The organism is Pannonibacter sp. CBAS1226, from assembly GCF_055685825.1.
Map to the genome: position 1 here is coordinate 1337764 of NZ_JBVOUO010000001.1, position 14910 is coordinate 1352673.

A 14910-nucleotide genomic window follows, 5' to 3' on the forward strand; every position below is an offset into this window, starting at 1 on the left:
CAGCGCTCAGCCTTGCGCTTCGAGCAGAGCCGTGGCTTCGTCAGCTGTCATGGGCATACCGAGAAAGTAGCCTTGCGCCTCCGGGCAGCCAATTGCCCGCAGTGCCTCAACCTGTGCTTCCCGTTCGACGCCTTCGGCGATGACCCGCAGCTTCAGCTTCTGCCCGAGTGTCACCACGGTCTCGGCAATCCCCCGGTCGCTTTCGTCCCTGTCAATGTGGCGGACAAGGGCCTCGTCAATCTTGAGCCGGGAGACGGGGAAACGTCTGAGTGAAGCAAGGCTGGAGTGCCCTTTGCCGAAGTCGTCGATGGCGAGACCAACGCCCAGCGCGTGCAACTCGGCCATGACGGCCACCGCCCGCTCCACGTTCTGCATCAGAACGCCTTCGGTGATTTCCAGCTCCAGCAGCCCCGGCCGCAAACCTGCCTGTTTCAGGGCGCCCATGACGGTCTGGGTCCAGTCCGGATCACTGAACTGCTGCGGCGCGATGTTGATGCTGATCTTGAAGCCGGAGAACCCCTGCTCCTGCCAGAGCCGCGCCTGCTCCACGGCCTGGCCCAGAACCACGTGGCCAAGTTCACAAATCAGCCCCGCCTCCTCCATCAGCGGCACGAAATAGCGCGGCATGATGAGGCCTTCGAAGGGATTTTCCCAGCGCACCAGCCCTTCGAAACCGGTAATCCGGTTCTCCATGAGATCGACCTGCGGCTGGTAATGCAGGATGAATTCATTGTTGCGCAGCGCACGGCGTATCCCTTCAAGCATCTGAAGCTTGCAGGACGACGTCTGCCCTTCGACGGGAGAATACAGGTGAAACGTGTTCCGTCCGGCGCGTTTGGCCGTGTACATCGCGGTATCGGCACACTGTACCAGCGCGGCAGCCTCCGTCGCATCATCTGGATAGCAGGCAGCACCCATGCTGCTGGTGACGTGAAAAGACTGCCCGGCCAAATGCACCGGCAAAGACAGCTTTTCCCGCAGACCGCGCAGGAATGGGGGCAATTCCTCAGACGAGGCAATCGAACCCTCCAGGATCAGCACAAACTCATCGCCGCCAAGGCGCAGCACCTTGCCACGGTCCTGGACCTCATCGCTCAGCCTTGCTGCAATGGACAGCAGAAGCCGGTCACCGGCGGCATGGCCGAGACTGTCATTGACGGTCTTGAAATTGTCGAGATCGACAAAGACCACCGCCACACGTTCATCCGGCAGGTGCACCCTGGCCAGCGCCGCGTCGATGAAGCTCTCCAGCTGGCTGCGGTTCGGCAGGCTGGTCAGCGGATCGTGGTGGGCGAGAAAGCGTATCTTCTCCTCGGCCCGCTTGCGTTCAATGGCAATGGCTGCGATCCGGGCCGTATCGGCGATCAACCGGTCTTCCACGGGGCCCGGCACGCCCGGGGTCTGCTTGTAAATGGCGAATGTGCCGAGCACCCGATTGTCCAGCGACATGATCGGTGTGGACCAGCAGCAGCGCAGCCCGAATTTCGTGGCGAGCGGATGATAGTCAGCCCAGAGCGGGTCGGCCTGAATGTCGGCAACTGTCACGGGTTTGCATGTGTAGGCCGCAGTGCCGCAGGAGCCGACGCTGGGGCCGATCTCGACACCATCAATCGCATCGCAATAGGCCTTCGGAAGGCTGGGCGCCGCACCGTGGCGCAGATGGCGGCCATCCTCATCCAGAAGCAGGACGGAACAGATGGCACCGTCCAGTTGCCCCTCGATCAGACGGACCATGCATTCCAGAACATCCGAGAGAGGGGCGCTGGAGGCAATCATCTCCAGCACATGCGCCTGGGCATCGCGCAGGCCATCGGCCTTGCGCCGCTCGGTGATGTCGCGGCAGACACCGAAGAGGCCAACGATGTTCCCGTCATCGTCCCGGAGAGGATATTTCGACGACGCAAACCAGCGGCGGGCACCATTGGGTTGAATGATACATTCCTCCTTGTCGATCAAGGGAATGCCGGTGCGCAAAACCTGCCTCTCGTCCCTGAAAAAGCCCATGGCCACAGGAAAGGGATGCAGCTCGAGATCCGTCTTGCCGATCAGGCTGTCCGCCGACTCCAGCCCAAGATCGGCTGCAATGGCACGATTGGCGAGCACAAACCGGCAGCGGGCGTCCTTGACGAACAGGTAGTCAGCCACCTGATCAAACATGGTGCGCAGCCAGACATGCTCCTGCAGAAATTTTTCCCGTACCTGCAAGCCGGATTTGTGCATGGAACCGTCCTGCTCCGGCTGAGTTTCCAGCAAACCGGACATCTCTGCGTGGTCAGTACTGTCAAAATTACCACGCCCAGAAATTACAGGATTCCATTTGGAATTCATAATACTTCCCCTGAGGCAATCCGAGTCATGCTTCAGCATCATCGACAACCTAAATTCATAAACTTAAATGAACCGCAAAACATCAACTTGGTGACGTCAATTTGTATAAATTCAGACTCAATGCCAAGGCTTTCGATGCTGACGCATCACGCCTTGAAATTGCTCAGGCGCCGCACGGGCTTGACCGGCGCTCGATGAGCTTGACTCATCGATCGCCGGTATAAGTTCCGGAGCCGTGACAGGAGCACACTCAGACAAGGGCCGAGGGCGGCCGTCAGGGCAAAAAAACTTTTGCCGGGCGCTCCGATCGGGTTATCTCCAGCTCACGAAGGCTCCACCGGCAGGGCCACAATCCAATCAAGAGAGCATGATGAAACACGGCGGCGATCTGTTTCAGGCCATGGCAACCTACGGCGGGGCGGAGGAGGACTGGCTGGACCTCTCCACCGGCATCAATCCGCATGCCTATCCGGTGCCTGCCAGCCTGCCGGCCTCCGCATGGACCCGCCTGCCCGCGCATGCCGCGCATGAAAGCCTGCTGGATGCAGCCCGTGCGGCCTATCAGGTGCCCGCGCATCTCGGCCTTGCCGCGGCGCCGGGCACGCAGGTGATCCTGCCGCATCTGCCGACCCTTCTGCCCGAAGGCGGCGTCACCATCGCAGGCCCCACCTATTCCAGCCACGGCGATGCCTGGCGGGCGGCGGGGCGCAATGTGCAGGAAGTGACTGATATCTTCCATGCCGGAGCAGGCAGCCGGATTGCCCTCATCGTCAGCCCCAACAATCCCGATGGCCGCTGGCATGAACCGGAGGCGCTTCTGAACCTTGCCAGAGACATGCAGCAGCGCGGCGGCTTTCTGGTGGTGGATGAGGCCTTTGCCGACGTGGATCCGGCCCGCAGCCTGCTGCCGCATCTGACGGAAGAGCCGGTGCTGGTGCTGCGCTCCTTCGGCAAGTTCTTCGGTCTTGCCGGATTGCGCCTCGGCTTTCTGGCGGGGCCTCGGAACATAACGGATGTACTCGCCCGGCGCCTGGAAAGCTGGTCCGTCAGCGGTCCGGCGCTGGAAGTCGGTACGCAGGCCCTGCGGGATCTGGACTGGCAGGCCGCCATGCGCAAGACGCTGGCGCAGGAAATGGCCGCACTTGAAGGCGTGCTGCGGGCCGCAGGCCTTGCGATCCATGGCGGCACTTCGCTTTACATACTGACAGAGCATCCGGGTGCTGCCCGCCTGCATCAGGCGCTGGCGCAGCGCCGCATCTGGGTACGTGCCTTCGACTACGCCCCCAGTTGGCTGCGCTTTGGTCTGCCCGGCTCGCCGGAAGGCCTCGCCCGTCTGCGGCTGGCGCTCACCGAAGCCATGGCATCACGCGAAGAGGCAACATCGTGCTGAGTGATCCGCTGGCGCTCTGGCTGCTGCTGGGAGCCATTGCCCTTGATGCCGTCATTGGCGATCCGGGCTGGCTGTGGCGGCGCCTGCCGCATCCGGTCGTGTGGATCGGCAAGCTCATCAGCCGGCTGGACCGCAGCCTCAACCGCGAAAGCTGGTCTGCCGCCTTGCGCCGTATGGCTGGCCTCCTGACGCTTGTCGTGCTGGTGGCCGGGGGGACGGGCACCGGTTTTCTGCTGCAGACGGGCTTTTCCGCCCTGCCCTATGGCGAGGCCGGGATCATTGTCATCGCCGCCGTGTTCCTCGCCCAGAACAGCCTCTATGTGCATGTGAAGGCCGTCGCCGATGGCCTGCGTAACGGCGGACTGGCGGGCGGGCGCCGGGCGGTGTCGATGATCGTCGGGCGCGATCCGGAGCAGCTGGACGAAAGCGGCGTTTCCCGCGCCGCCATCGAATCCTGCGCCGAGAACTTCTCCGATGGCGTTGTGGCTCCCGTCTTCTGGTTCGCCGTACTGGGCCTGCCGGGGCTCATCGCCTACAAGGCCGTCAACACGGCCGATTCCATGATCGGCCACAAGACGGCCCGGCATCAGGATTTCGGCTGGGCTTCCGCCCGCTTTGATGACCTGATCAACCTGCCCGCATCACGGCTTTCGGCGCTGTTCATCGCGCTAGCTGCCCCCCTTGTTCACGGCTCGCCATTCCGTGCCCTGTCCACTGTGCGCCGGGATGCCGGGCTGCACCGCTCTCCCAATGCGGGCTGGCCGGAGGCGGCGATGGCCGGTGCCCTTGGCGTCGCACTGGCGGGCCCGCGCGCCTATGCCACCTACCGGGTGGAAGACCCCTTCATGAACCCTGAGGGGCGCAAGGATGCAGGCGAAGCCGACATCCGCCGGGCCCTGCATGTGCTTGCAGGGGCTTGCGCAATCGAGGCTTTGCTGCTTCTCATCATGGCTCTGGCATTATCCTGATGCCATGATCCATGAAAACACTGGCCGGACCGTGAGATGATCCCGTTTTCCGCAGCTGCCGAGAATAACAAGACCCCCATCCTCGAAATCCTGAAAGACGCCTTTGCCGGGTCAAGCCGTGTGCTGGAAATTGCCAGCGGCACGGGCCAGCATGCGGTGCATTTCGCCAAGAACCTGCCGCATCTCGTCTGGCAGCCCAGCGATCTGCCCGAGCATCTGGCGGGTCTTGAACAGCGGATCGTTGAAACCGACCTCGACAACATCGAGGACCCGCTGGAACTCGACGTGCTCGACCTGCCCTGGCCGACGCCGGACCGGGAGGCAGACGACGCCTTCGACGCCATCTACACCTCGAACAGCCTGCACATCGTCAGCTGGGAGGGCGTGGAAGCGTTCTTTGAAGGGGTTGGCGAAACGCTGGCAGAAGGCGGCACGCTCGCCATCTATGGCGCCTTCAAATATGGCGGGGCCTTCACCACCCCCAGCAACGAGGCCTTCGACCAGAGCCTGCGCAAGAAGGACCCGAAAAGCGGGTTGCGCGACTTTGAGAAAGTCGACGCCCTCGCCCGCGCCATCGGCCTGACGCTCCTCGCCGACCATGCGATGCCGGCCAACAACCAGCTGCTGATCTACCGGCGGGGCTGAGGGGCTCAGCCCCTCCCCCACTCTGCGTCACCCCGGGCGGAGCGAAGCGCAGACCCGGGGACCACTCGCTCGCAGAGCGGTGAGACATCTTTGCGGCAGAGAGGCTGAAACAGTCCCGCTGCCGCAAAGCTTCAGACAACGGCACCTCTCCGGAAACGAGTAGCCCCCGGCTCGCGCTCCGCTTGGCCGGGGTGACCCAGTGCCTGCGGCCAGAGGGCAAGCCCCATTGGGGCTCGCGTCTGTTGTTCAGAGTGGAATGTTGTCGTGCTTCTTCCAGGGCAGCTCTTCCTGCTTGGAGCGCAGGAGGGCAAGGGCACGGGAGACACGCTTGCGGGTGGAATGCGGCATGATCACTTCATCAATGTAGCCGCGCTCGGCTGCGACGAAGGGATTGGCGAAACGGTCCTCGTAATCCTTGGTGCGCTTGGCGATCTTGTCCTTGTCGGACAATTCCGAGCGGTAGAGGATTTCGACCGCGCCCTTGGCGCCCATCACCGCGATTTCAGCGCTCGGCCAGGCGTAGTTGATGTCGCCGCCGATGTGCTTGGAACTCATCACGTCATAGGCCCCACCATAGGCCTTGCGGGTGATGACGGTGATTTTCGGCACCGTTGCCTCCGCATAGGCGAACAGCAGCTTGGCGCCGTGCTTGATCAGCCCGCCATATTCCTGCGCCGTGCCCGGCAGGAAGCCCGGCACATCGACGAAGGTGACGACCGGAATGTTGAAGCAGTCGCAGAAGCGCACGAAACGGGCGGCCTTGCGGCTGGCGTCGCTGTCCAGCACCCCGGCCAGCACCATCGGCTGGTTGGCGATGATGCCCACGGTGCGCCCTTCGAGGCGGCCGAAGCCGGTGATGATGTTCTTCGCAAAACCCGCCTGGATTTCGAAGAAATCCCCCTCGTCCAGCGTCTTCATCACAAGCTCCTTCATGTCGTAGGGCTTGTTCGGATTGTCCGGCACCAGCGTGTCGAGGCTCATGTCGATGCGGGAGGGATCGTCATGGCAATCCACCTCCGGCACATCGGCCAGATTGTTCATCGGCAGGAAGTCGATGAGGCGGCGCATTTCCAGAAGCGCCTCCACATCATTCTCGAAGGCGCCGTCCGCGATGGAGGACTTGGTGGTGTGGATGCTGGCACCTCCCAGTTCCTCGGAGGTCACCGTCTCGTTGGTCACGGTCTTCACCACATCCGGGCCGGTGACGAACATGTAGGACGTGTCGCGCACCATGAAGATGAAGTCGGTCATGGCCGGGGAGTAAACGTCACCGCCCGCACAAGGGCCCATGATCAGCGAGATCTGCGGAATGACGCCGGAGGCGGTGACATTGCGCTGGAACACCTCGCCGTAACCGGCCAGCGCTGCCACGCCTTCCTGAATGCGCGCGCCGCCGGCATCGAACAGGCCGATGATGGGCGCGCGGTTCTTCAGGGCCATGTCCTGGATCTTGATGATTTTTTGGGCATGAGTCTCGGACAGCGAGCCGCCGAAGACCGTGAAGTCCTTGGAAAAAACATAGACGACACGGCCATTTACGGTGCCCCAGCCGGTGACGACGCCATCGCCCGGGATATGCGCCTCGTCCATGCCGAAGTCCGTGCAGCGGTGCTGCTTGAACATGTCGAATTCCTCGAAGGACCCTTCGTCCAGCAGGATGTCGATCCGCTCGCGCGCCGTCAGCTTGCCGCGCCCGTGCTGGGCGTCGATGCGGCGCTGCCCGCCTCCCAGCCGCGCTGTCTCGCGCCGGTGCTCCAGTTCGGCCAGGATATCCTTCATCATCCGCCTCTTCAGAAAAAAACATCTGCCGCAGGGTCTACCACGTCAGAGCCAAAGGCGAGAAGTCAGCACAAAGAAGGACCTTTGCCGTCAATGCCGGGGACATTGCACAACTTCTAGGCACATGAGCGTGAAGATTGTTCTTTTGCAGCCTGCGCGGATTTGCCATGCTTGCCTAAATGAACAGCAATAACGGCGGGGTACGGAATGGCGCCAGAGCGGGAGGTCTTCAATGAGATGCTGGGGGCAGACGGGCGGCCGAGGCCGGCCTACGCAAGACTGGCCGAATGGCTCGACAGCCAGCCGAAAAACTTCCTGACGCGCAAAAGCCGGGAAGCAGAAACAATCTTCAGGCGCCTTGGCATCACCTTTGCCGTCTATGGCGCCCAGGAGGCGACGGAACGCCTCATCCCCTTCGACCCCATCCCGCGCATCATCTCCGCCGCCGAGTGGCGCCGCCTGTCGGCCGGCATCGAGCAGCGCGTGCGTGCCCTCAACGCCTTTCTGCATGACATATATCACCGGCAGGAAATCATCCGCGCCGGGCGGCTTCCGGCCGAACTGATCCTGCAGAACGATGCCTTCCTGCCGGAAATGGTGGGCTTCACTCCGGCCCGGCGCGTCTATTCGCACATCATCGGCACCGATCTGGTGCGCGTCGGCGAGAATGACTTCTACGTGCTGGAAGACAACACGCGCACGCCCTCCGGCGTCTCCTACATGCTGGAGAACCGGGAGACCATGATGCGCATGTTCCCGGATCTGTTCCAGATGCACCGGGTGGCGGCAATCGAGCAATATCCGGATCTTCTGCGCCAGACGCTGGAGAGCGTTGCCCCCGACACGACGCGCAAGGAGCCGACGATCTGCATCCTGACGCCGGGCATCTACAACTCGGCCTATTTCGAGCACGCCTTCCTTGCCGACCAGATGGGCGTGGAGTTGGTGGAAGGGCGCGATCTCTTCGTCGACAATGGCAAGGTCTGGATGCGCACCACGCGCCAGCCCAAGCAGGTGGACGTGATCTACCGGCGCATTGACGATGCCTTCCTCGATCCCCTCACCTTCCGTCCGGATTCCATGCTGGGCGTGCCGGGGCTCTTCGATGCCTACCGGGCGGGCACGGTCACCATCTGCAACGCGCCGGGCACCGGCATTGCCGATGACAAGGCCATCTATGCCTATGTGCCGGACATCATCGAGTTCTACACCGGCCAGAAGCCGATCCTGAACAACGTGCCGACCTGGAACTGCTCGCGTCCGGACGACTTTGCCTATGTGCTCGACAACCTCGCCGATATCGTCGTCAAGGAAGTGCATGGCTCGGGCGGCTACGGCATGCTGATCGGCCCCACCGCGTCCAAGCGCGAAATTGCCGCCTTCCGGGAGATCCTGAAGGCCAATCCGAAGAACTATATCGCCCAGCCGACCCTGTCGCTGTCCGCCTGCCCCACCCATGTGGCCTCCGGGGTTGCCCCCCGCCACGTGGACCTGCGCCCCTATGTCCTGATCGGTGATCAGGTGCGGATCACCCCCGGCGGGCTGACCCGCGTGGCGCTGAAGAAGGGCTCCCTGGTCGTGAATTCGAGCCAGGGCGGCGGCACCAAGGATACCTGGGTTCTGGAGGACTGATCATCATGCTCGGCCGCACAGCCGCCTCCCTTTTCTGGATGTCGCGCTACAAGGAGCGCTCCCACAACACCGCACGCCTGCTGGAAGCGGCATGGCGCACCGCCATGATCCCGCAACAGGGCATGAACGAGGCCGAAGACTGGCGCTCAGCGCTGGCAGGCTCGGGCTGCGAAGCGGCCTTCATGGAGAAATCCGGCGAGGTGACCTCACGCGCGGTGACGAATTTCATGCTGTTCGACAAGGAGAACCCCTCCTCCGTCCGCAACAGCCTGGAGATGGCCCGCAACAACGCCCGCGCCGTGCGCACCGGCATCACGTCCGAACTCTGGGAGGCGATCAACACCACCTGGATCGAGTTCAGCGACGTCAAGCCCCACACGCTGGCGCAGGACAAGCTGCCGGAGTTCCTCGCCTGGATCGGCCAGCGCGCCATGCTGTTCCGCGGCGCGCTGCTGGGCACGCTCCTGCGCGACGACGGTTATTCCTTCTCGCAGCTTGGCCATTTCGTCGAGCGGGCGGACCATACGGCCCGGGTGCTGGATGCCAAGTACTGGATCCTGCTGCCCGTGACCGACATGGCCGGCAAGGGGCATCATCACCAGTGGTCCTCGATCCTGCGCGTCATGTCCGGCCTCAGAAGCTACCGCTTCGCTTTCCCCAATGCAGAGCTGAAGGCGGCGAATATCGCCGAGTTCCTGATCCTGCGCCGGGAAATGCCGCGCTCGCTGGCGCACAGTTACGACTGGCTCAACAGCACGATGAATGATCTGACCGCCTATTACGGCGAGCAGATGCCGAGCGCTCCCCTCGCAGGCACGATGCAGGAACAGCTCAGGACCGGGCACATGCGGGATATCTACAGCAAGGGCCTGCATGAGTTCCTGGTGGACTTCACCCTCCGGAACAACGCTTTCGCCGATCGGGTCGCCCGTGATTACAATTTCGCCTGACCGAAGAAGAAGGCCGAAGCCAGGAGACAGCATCCGATGCGCCTGACAGTCCGCCACACGACGCATTACCGTTATGACACCCCGCTTGCCAATGCGATGCAGCAGCTGCGGCTGACCCCGCCATCCTGCGCGGGCCAGACGATCCTTGACTGGCGCATCGAGGCGCCGGGCATGGACCGGGCCACCACCTACCGCGATGCCTTCGGCAATCTGGTGCATATGATCTCCAGCCGCGAAGCGCTGGAGGCCGTCACCATCACCGCCTCCGGCACGGTTGAGACCACCGACCTCAACGGCGTTCTGGGTGAGGAACCCGTGGAGACGCCGGTGCGGATCTACACCCGCGTCACGCCGCTGACAGAGGCCAACAACGCCATCCGCAAGCTCTCTGGCCTGCTGACGCCGGAAGACCAGATCGGCGGCTGCCATGCCCTGATGCATGCGATCCGCGACAAGGTGGCCTACAAGGTGGGCGTGACGGAAACCCATGCCACGGCCATTCAGGTGCTCGCCGCCGGGGAAGGCGTGTGCCAGGACCATGCCCACATCTTCATCGCTGCCGCCCGTGCGGCCGGGGTGCCCGCCCGCTATGTCTCGGGCTATCTGCTGCTGGACGAGGATCAGGAGTCCGAAGCTCATCACGCCTGGGCCGAGGCCTATGTCGAGGGGCTGGGCTGGGTCGGCTTTGACGTTTCCAATGCGATTTGCCCGACCGAGCGCTATATCCGCTTGACGGCCGGGCTGGACTCGCGTTCCGCTGCTCCGATACGCGGCATCCGGTTCGGCGGCATGGAAGAAAACCTCAATGTCGAGGTTGATGTCACCCGCGCCGGAAGCCAGCAGCAACAATAACGGGCCGAAGCGGCCGGAAGATGAAGCGGACCCCCTTGCCGTGACTTACTGCGTTGGCCTGAAACTTGACCGTGGTCTTGTGTTTGCCGCCGACACCCGAACCAATGCGGGTGTCGACAATATCGCCACCTTCAAGAAGCTGCATGTCTGGGAAGAGCCGGGCGAACGTGTCTTCACCCTGCTGACGGCCGGTAATCTGGCTATCACCCAGTCGGTGGTGTCGATCCTGTCCGAACAGATCGCCTCGCCCACCCTCAGCAAGACCAATCTGATGAATGCCGGAACCATGTTCCAGGCAGCCCGGCTTGTCGGCCAGGCCGTGCGGGATGTGCGATCATTGGATGGCGAGGCACTGGCGGCCAATGCGGAAAGCTTCTTCGTCACCTTCATCTTTGGTGGCCAGATCAAGGGCGAGGAACCCCGCCTGTTCCAGATCTACTCGGCCGGCAATTTCATCGAGGCGACCTCGGACACAACGTTCTTCCAGATCGGTGAGAACAAGTACGGCAAGCCGATCCTCGACCGCGTCTCCCGCCGCGACATGCGCCTTGGTGAAGCTGCCAAGATGGCGCTGCTGTCCTTCGATTCCACCCTGCGCTCGAACCTGTCGGTGGGCCTGCCCATCGACCTGATGCTCTACAACACCGACAGCTTCACCGCCCACCGCCAGAAGCGCATCGACCGCGACGATCCCTATTTCCAGGCCCTCTCCTCGGAATGGTCCAACGCCCTGCGCAAGGCGTTCACGGAAATTCCGGAATTCGAGATCTGAGGCGCCGGAAGCCGGACCGTACCGGCTGTGCCTTGGGCATTCTGCCTATCTTCCTGCGCCGTCCCGGCCTTGTGCCGGGGCCTGTCAGGGACGACTGGCATCAGATTGAAAATAGAAGAACTTGACCGGAAGTGCGCCCATCACAGGCCCCGGCACAAGGCCGGGGCGGCGCGGAGTGTGGGGAGAGGCAGTGCTTTACTCTGCAGCTGCAAGTCCTGAAGCCGCAGCCCGACGCCCCCGGCACTGAGTCACCCCGGATCTTCGCTGCGCTCCGTCCGGGGCGGCGCGAGAGGGTGGGGAGCGATGTCGCGCCACTCACACACAGATTCAAGCGGTTGAGAAACTGATTCAACTCCGCGGCAATCAGATTCAACACGCTCGAAAACTGATTCAACGTGCTGCGAACTTGATTCCGCTTAACCCCTCAACCAACTGAAATAAAACATTTTTTCCTATCCATGACCAAGGATCAGCGCGGCGGCGTCGAACTCGGTCTTCTTGTAGGTGCGGATGCGGCGGGCCTCGGTGTCTTCGCCCCAGAGTTCGGCGTTCCAGTCCTCGTCCACATGGGCTGCGGCCCAGAGGTCTTCGGCGCCATGGTTGCGGCGGGCGAGAAGCAGGGCGATGACGGCCGAACCGGTGACGCTGGTCACCGTGTGCAGGGCGGCGAGTTCCAGCGCCGTAAAACCATCCAGCGCCTTGCGGAAGGAAGCCACCAGCGCCTCGTCCTGCGGCACATGCATGATGCCGCCGGACAGGCGGAAACGGCCGCCGAGTTCGGCTTCTGCTGAGGCCAGCAGCGGGTCCCAGATCTGGCGCTGGCGTTCGGTCAGCCGCTCCGGCTCGCTGGCACGGTAGCACAGGGCATCATTGCCGGCGTAACGGGCGATCTCGCCCGCGACTTCCGCAAAGCGGTCCCCGACCGCATCGATCGCCGCATTGGCGATACGGGTCAGCGGCATGATGCCGGGGTTGATCACCTTTTCCTGCGCGTGCCATTCGGCAGCAACTGCGGCAGCAAGTCTGGCATCGGGCAGGAGCAGCGGCTTGCGGCCCGGTGTCTTCACCGCGCGGCCATCCAGCAGCACTGCGTGGCCACCTTCAGCGGGAGCGGACGAAGCAACATCATAGAAGCGCTTGGGCAGTTCCCGGCGTGAGAGCTCTTTGGCCCGCTCGACCGGATCATATTTGGCAAGGTCCGCGTGGATCTCTTCAAAGATATCGCGCATCAGAGCGTCTCCAGTGTCCAGCCGAGGCAGCGGGCAATCGCGCCGTCGATTTCGTCAAATTGGTCGATCACCGCATGGGCCCCTGCCCCATGCAGCAGGTCTGCCGTGTGGTAGCCCCAGGACACGCCGACAGCGAGCGCACCGGCGGCCCGGGCCATTTCCATGTCAAAGCTGGTGTCGCCGATCATCACTGTGCGCAGGGGCTCGGCGCCCGTCTCGCCCATGGCCCGCAGTACCATGTCCGGATGCGGCTTGGAGGGGCTGGTGTCGGCGGTCTGGATGGTGATGAAGCGGCCTTCCAGATCATGCAGTTTCAGCATGTGGTCCACACCGCGCCGGGCCTTGCCGGTGGCGATGCCCAGCAGCACGTCTTCGCGCGCGCCAAGGCGCAGGATGGCCTCGCGGGCGCCCGGATAGAGCGGATCATGATCCAGCCCCGCCTCACGGCGGCTGCGCTTGGAGGCCCGGTAGGCCTCGGACATCATCCCCACCTTGCTGCGGTGACCGGGGCCCACCAGACGGGCGAAGGCCTGTTCCAGCGACAGGCCGACGATGGACAGCGCCTCCTTGCGGCCCGGCATCGGCAGGCCGGCGGCGGCAAAGCCGACCTCTAGCCCGTGCAGGATGGTCTCCTGGCTGTCGATCAGCGTGCCGTCGCAGTCAAAGATCACAAGATACATGGGCAGGCAGGGTCCTCATACCAAGTCTTTTGATGCTGACGCATCACGCCTTGAAGTTGCTCATGCGCCGCACGGGCTTGACCAGGTCTCAATGAGCGAGGCTCATCGAGACCTGGTATCAGTCTTCCTCGTCCAGCTCCGGAACATAATCGGCCACATCGAAGCCGAGCAGGTTCCAGGTCTGCTGCATGTGCGGGGGCAGCGGCGCGGAGACGTCGATCTTCCCGTGACCCGAGGGGTGCGGAATGATGATGCGCCGGGCTAGCAGGTGCAGGCGGTTCTGGATGCCGCCGGGCAGCTCCCAGTTCTCCACGTTGAAATACTTGTCGTCCCCGATGATCGGGTGATGGATGTGGGCGGCATGAGCGCGCAGCTGATGGGTGCGGCCGGTCACCGGCTTCATGGTCACCCAGGACAGTTTCTGCGCCGACTGCTCCACCACATTGTAGAGCGACACCGCGTGCTGGGCCTCGTCCTCGCCATGACGGGCAATGCGCATGCGCTCCTCGCTCTCGTCACGGGCGAGATAGGTGGAGATGCGGCCCTGCTTGGGCTTCGGCACGCCGGCCAGCATCGCCCAGTAGATCTTGCGGGTGTTGCGGTGGCGGAAGGACTTGGTCAGCTCCTGCGCGGCAAGGCGGGTCTTGGCCACGAGGATGATGCCGGAGGTTTCCCGGTCCAGCCGGTGCACGAGGCGCGGCTTGTTGCCCTTGCTGTCGGTGAAGGCATCCAGCATGCCATCGAGATGGCGGCGCAGGCCCGAACCGCCCTGCACGGCAAGGCCGGCGGGCTTGTTCAGCACCATCACCATGCTGTCCTCGAACAGCATCATGTCCTCGATGGCCTTGCGGTCGTCATCGATGAGCTTGGTGGACTTCGGCCGGGCGTTCTTGCGGTCGTCCGCCTCGATTTCGATGCCGAGCGGCGGGATGCGCACGCTCTGCCCGGCAGCAAGGCGCGTGGCGCTTTCGGCGCGCTTGCCGTCGACGCGCACCTGACCGGTGCGCAGCAGCTTCTGCAGGTGGCCGAAGCCAAGGCCGGGGAAATGGACCTTGAACCAACGGTCGAGGCGCATGCCAGCCTCATCGGCGGACACGGTCTTGAGTTCAATAGCGGACATATGGGTCTCGTTCTGGCGCTTGCCCGGCTTGGAGCGGGTATCCGGGACGGCCAATCGCGGCACGTCAAACCGGCCCGGCAGGGCGCAGCTGTTGTTGTGCTCCTCTTAAGCGTCCTTGGCCCGCAAGGGAAGAGATTTCGCACCCCGGGCGCGTCACAATGCCCGAAAGGCCGGAGTTTCAGGCTCCGACACTGCGGGCAATGGCAAGACCGGCAAAGACCGCGAGGATGGACAGGAGCACCGACAGGACCACATAGAGCAGCGCCATATGCACGGCCCCCTTCTCCCACAGCAGCGCCATGTCCAGCGAGAAGGCGGAAAAGGTGGTGAAACCGCCGAGAATTCCGGTCGCCACGAAAAGCCGCAGCCCGGCCGACGTGCCGGGATTGTAGCGCAGCAGCCAGCCGATGAAGAGGCCCATGATCAGCGATCCGGCCACATTCACCGTCAGCGTGCCATAGGGAAAATTCGGCCCGAGCCAGCGCAGAGTCAGGAGGTTCACCCCGTGCCGGAGCGCTGCACCAATACCGCCGCCGAGCGCGACGATCAGAAAACTGCTCATTCT

At 63.3% G+C, this 14910-nt stretch carries 13 protein-coding genes; 7 read left to right on the top strand and 6 right to left on the bottom strand.

From position 1 onward, the window contains the following. Positions 1 to 6: 6 nt before the first annotated feature. Positions 7 to 2220, bottom strand: a complete 2214-nt coding sequence (locus AC0CMF_RS06070) for a putative bifunctional diguanylate cyclase/phosphodiesterase (RefSeq protein WP_058900176.1) — start codon at positions 2218 to 2220, stop codon at positions 7 to 9. A gap of 478 nt (positions 2221 to 2698) precedes the next feature. On the opposite strand from AC0CMF_RS06070, the gene cobD reads away from it, so the two are divergent. From cobD to AC0CMF_RS06085, 3 genes are read left to right on the top strand one after another with little or no spacing between them, the layout of a single operon-like run. Beyond that, a complete protein-coding gene (gene cobD / locus AC0CMF_RS06075; RefSeq protein ID WP_374629338.1) occupies positions 2699 to 3718 on the top strand; it encodes a threonine-phosphate decarboxylase CobD in 1020 nt (339 codons plus the stop codon). After that, positions 3712 to 4686, top strand: a complete 975-nt coding sequence (gene cbiB / locus AC0CMF_RS06080; protein ID WP_374629319.1) for an adenosylcobinamide-phosphate synthase CbiB — start codon at positions 3712 to 3714, stop codon at positions 4684 to 4686. The genes cobD and cbiB overlap by 7 nt, the downstream gene beginning before the upstream one ends. Before the next feature lie 36 nt (positions 4687 to 4722). Continuing rightward, a complete protein-coding gene (locus AC0CMF_RS06085) occupies positions 4723 to 5331 on the top strand; it encodes a DUF938 domain-containing protein (protein WP_094462894.1) in 609 nt (202 codons plus the stop codon). 246 nt (positions 5332 to 5577) lie between these two features. Here the strand turns inward: AC0CMF_RS06085 and AC0CMF_RS06090 are convergent, their stop codons facing one another. Continuing rightward, complete coding sequence (locus AC0CMF_RS06090; RefSeq protein ID WP_050474744.1) at positions 5578 to 7110, bottom strand: acyl-CoA carboxylase subunit beta; 1533 nt, start codon at positions 7108 to 7110, stop codon at positions 5578 to 5580. Between the two features lie 207 nt (positions 7111 to 7317). On the opposite strand from AC0CMF_RS06090, the gene AC0CMF_RS06095 reads away from it, so the two are divergent. The 4 genes from AC0CMF_RS06095 to AC0CMF_RS06110 are packed head-to-tail and all read left to right on the top strand — an operon-like array spanning position 7318 to position 11316. Next, the gene (locus tag AC0CMF_RS06095; RefSeq protein ID WP_019965835.1) at positions 7318 to 8742 is read left to right on the top strand and encodes a circularly permuted type 2 ATP-grasp protein; all 1425 of its coding nucleotides are present in this window, start codon (positions 7318 to 7320) and stop codon (positions 8740 to 8742) included. A gap of 5 nt (positions 8743 to 8747) precedes the next feature. Next, positions 8748 to 9692 (top strand): alpha-E domain-containing protein, encoded by a 945-nt coding sequence (locus tag AC0CMF_RS06100; RefSeq protein WP_374629320.1) that lies wholly within the window; start codon positions 8748 to 8750, stop codon positions 9690 to 9692. Positions 9693 to 9728: 36 nt separating this feature from the next. After that, on the top strand, positions 9729 to 10544 hold the full coding sequence (locus tag AC0CMF_RS06105) for a transglutaminase family protein (RefSeq protein ID WP_123194008.1): 816 nt from the start codon (positions 9729 to 9731) through the stop codon (positions 10542 to 10544). A 40-nt stretch (positions 10545 to 10584) separates the two neighbouring features. After that, positions 10585 to 11316 carry a proteasome-type protease gene (locus AC0CMF_RS06110; RefSeq protein WP_374629340.1) on the top strand — a complete coding sequence of 244 codons (732 nt, stop codon included), beginning with the start codon at positions 10585 to 10587 and terminating at the stop codon, positions 11314 to 11316. A 452-nt stretch (positions 11317 to 11768) separates the two neighbouring features. On the opposite strand, the gene AC0CMF_RS06115 is transcribed toward AC0CMF_RS06110, so the two are convergent. From AC0CMF_RS06115 to crcB, 4 genes are all read right to left on the bottom strand, one after another. After that, positions 11769 to 12545 (bottom strand): ATP12 family chaperone protein, encoded by a 777-nt coding sequence (locus AC0CMF_RS06115; RefSeq protein WP_374629321.1) that lies wholly within the window; start codon positions 12543 to 12545, stop codon positions 11769 to 11771. Then, positions 12545 to 13225, bottom strand: a complete 681-nt coding sequence (locus tag AC0CMF_RS06120) for an HAD-IA family hydrolase (RefSeq protein ID WP_472481225.1) — start codon at positions 13223 to 13225, stop codon at positions 12545 to 12547. The genes AC0CMF_RS06115 and AC0CMF_RS06120 overlap by 1 nt, the downstream gene beginning before the upstream one ends. Positions 13226 to 13343: 118 nt before the next feature. Then, on the bottom strand, positions 13344 to 14345 hold the full coding sequence (locus AC0CMF_RS06125; RefSeq protein WP_026355981.1) for an RluA family pseudouridine synthase: 1002 nt from the start codon (positions 14343 to 14345) through the stop codon (positions 13344 to 13346). 178 nt (positions 14346 to 14523) lie between these two features. After that, positions 14524 to 14907, bottom strand: coding sequence for a fluoride efflux transporter CrcB (gene crcB / locus AC0CMF_RS06130; protein WP_374629323.1), 384 nt, complete (start codon positions 14905 to 14907; stop codon positions 14524 to 14526). Between the last annotated feature and the right edge of the window lie 3 nt (positions 14908 to 14910).

Bases quoted from the DNA above. Each gene is read 5' to 3' on its own strand.
- AC0CMF_RS06070 (WP_058900176.1), bottom strand. From the start codon at position 2,220: ATGCACAAATCCGGCTTGCAGGTACGGGAAAAATTTCTGCAGGAGCAT.
- cobD (WP_374629338.1), top strand. From the start codon at position 2,699: ATGAAACACGGCGGCGATCTGTTTCAGGCCATGGCAACCTACGGCGGG.
- AC0CMF_RS06085 (WP_094462894.1), top strand. From the start codon at position 4,723: ATGATCCCGTTTTCCGCAGCTGCCGAGAATAACAAGACCCCCATCCTC.
- AC0CMF_RS06090 (WP_050474744.1), bottom strand. From the start codon at position 7,110: ATGAAGGATATCCTGGCCGAACTGGAGCACCGGCGCGAGACAGCGCGG.
- AC0CMF_RS06095 (WP_019965835.1), top strand. From the start codon at position 7,318: ATGGCGCCAGAGCGGGAGGTCTTCAATGAGATGCTGGGGGCAGACGGG.
- AC0CMF_RS06100 (WP_374629320.1), top strand. From the start codon at position 8,748: ATGCTCGGCCGCACAGCCGCCTCCCTTTTCTGGATGTCGCGCTACAAG.
- AC0CMF_RS06105 (WP_123194008.1), top strand. From the start codon at position 9,729: ATGCGCCTGACAGTCCGCCACACGACGCATTACCGTTATGACACCCCG.
- AC0CMF_RS06115 (WP_374629321.1), bottom strand. From the start codon at position 12,545: ATGCGCGATATCTTTGAAGAGATCCACGCGGACCTTGCCAAATATGAT.
- AC0CMF_RS06120 (WP_472481225.1), bottom strand. From the start codon at position 13,225: ATGTATCTTGTGATCTTTGACTGCGACGGCACGCTGATCGACAGCCAG.
- AC0CMF_RS06125 (WP_026355981.1), bottom strand. From the start codon at position 14,345: ATGTCCGCTATTGAACTCAAGACCGTGTCCGCCGATGAGGCTGGCATG.
- crcB (WP_374629323.1), bottom strand. From the start codon at position 14,907: ATGAGCAGTTTTCTGATCGTCGCGCTCGGCGGCGGTATTGGTGCAGCG.